Annotated in this window: 2 protein-coding genes; one reads left to right on the top strand and one right to left on the bottom strand. The window is 26.9% G+C overall.

Annotated elements, in window-relative coordinates; all coding sequences use genetic code 11:
• Positions 1 to 586: 586 nt before the first annotated feature.
• On the bottom strand, positions 587 to 1,021 hold the full coding sequence (locus tag ACQCX0_RS04520; RefSeq protein WP_462562986.1) for a helix-turn-helix domain-containing protein: 435 nt from the start codon (positions 1,019 to 1,021) through the stop codon (positions 587 to 589).
• Between the two features lie 145 nt (positions 1,022 to 1,166).
• On the opposite strand from ACQCX0_RS04520, the gene ACQCX0_RS04515 reads away from it, so the two are divergent.
• A complete protein-coding gene (locus tag ACQCX0_RS04515; RefSeq protein ID WP_462562985.1) occupies positions 1,167 to 1,319 on the top strand; it encodes a hypothetical protein in 153 nt (50 codons plus the stop codon).
• The last annotated feature ends 286 nt before the right edge of the window (positions 1,320 to 1,605 follow it).

The following is a 1,605-nucleotide window of genomic DNA, read 5'->3' as shown; positions in this document are numbered from 1 at the left end:
AAAAAAGTAATTTATATTCCCGTTTAATATGTCATTTTTTATATAGTGGGGTAAATGTAAAGGGACACATTAAATGACACAGTTATACTAAGGTTTTTAGACTGACGTGTTGTAGAAAAAACCCGAAGATACTAGGATAAACTCGGAGAATTATGAAAATATGGAACGAATTTATAGGACACATTAAATGGCACTACTGAATATCATTAAAACATAAGTAATTAGGCACTTTGAAGCGAAGTGCCTATTTTTTTTGTAAAAAAGAAATGGGGTAATTTTATAGTGATTCTTTAAGATGGTCTCAATGCTATTACTAGCATTGAGACTAAGGCGTGTTAGGATTTAGGTTTGTTGTTAGTAATGAATTGACTTATATTGTCTAGAATTAGATAAGATTTATAACGATTACATCTTATTTTAATATCAACTTCCTTAGTAATATTAGCTTCAAAAAGTTTTTTATTGCATTTATTACATCTAATATCGATATATATTTTTCATAATTAAAAATCTCCTTAATTATGTGTTAAACAAGATAAGCACTTTTATGCTTATAAAAATAATATCACAATTAGAGGTTGAGGCTCTACTTTTTCCAAGTGTTTAAAGTTGGTCTTAGTAATTCAAATACTTCTTTAGTTTTAAGTTTATTATTAACTCTTCTAAGGTTAGTAATACTTTCATAGACTGCTAAATACTGCTTACCACCTACTTTAATATTATTTTCTTTTCCAAATGCATTAGTTAATTTTACTACCTCATCAAAAATATCATAATCTATCGAAGTTTGTGTAATCCCCTCAGGTTCGCCATTTATTAAATAATCTACAGTTATTCCCATTGATTTACATATAGTATTGATAGTGAATAAATCGGGCTGTGCTTCACCTTTTACCCAAGAGCTGACCGCTGAAGTTTTTAATTCAAAAAATTCAGCAAATTCCTTTTGGGTTTTAAAGTTTCTTAATATATTGACTTTTAAGTTATTCCCAAAATGCTTTTTAAACAGCTCTTTACTCATTCATTTTCCTATATTTAATATAAATATCCATTTTTATCAAATTTATATTTGATAATCCGATTAAATCAAATTATTTTACACTTATAACAAATTAATTAAATATAATTATTAAATAAAAGATACCATAAATAAGGATTTTTTAATAATGAAAATAAATAAGGTTAAGTATCTACTAAGTGAGAAAGGTCTTAAATTTGTGGATATAGATAAGAAGTTTAGCTTAAGAGAGGGTGTTTCAAGATTTGCCTTATCTAAACCTCATAAAGCAGGAGAGGAAGCCTTATCTATTGTATTATAGAATTAACTAAACAACTTAAAAGAAATACTAAGAGACTTATTGGTAAATCTCAAGGTATAAATGTCTATCGCTGTAATTACACAATTGATTTAGAAGAAGGCATAGCAGATGTAATGAGACACGATATAGTGGGACAAAAGACTAGTAATTCTTATTGACGATTTGTAGAAAAAACCCGCTTTAATATGGGATATCTTGGCGAAACTCGCAAAAAGTACCATAAAAATAAAAGACAAATTAAATGGGAAAAGGTTATTGTAAAAATATAAGTTAATAATTAAATTTA

The organism is Candidatus Hepatincolaceae symbiont of Strigamia maritima (assembly GCF_055505085.1).
The sequence above is the reverse complement of the archived record's forward strand: the minus strand, read 5'-3'. Positions and strand labels throughout refer to the sequence as shown.

Coding starts and splice junctions, on each gene's coding strand:
- ACQCX0_RS04515 (WP_462562985.1), top strand. CDS start 1,167: ATGAAAATAAATAAGGTTAAGTATCTACTAAGTGAGAAAGGTCTTAAA.
- ACQCX0_RS04520 (WP_462562986.1), bottom strand. CDS start 1,021: ATGAGTAAAGAGCTGTTTAAAAAGCATTTTGGGAATAACTTAAAAGTC.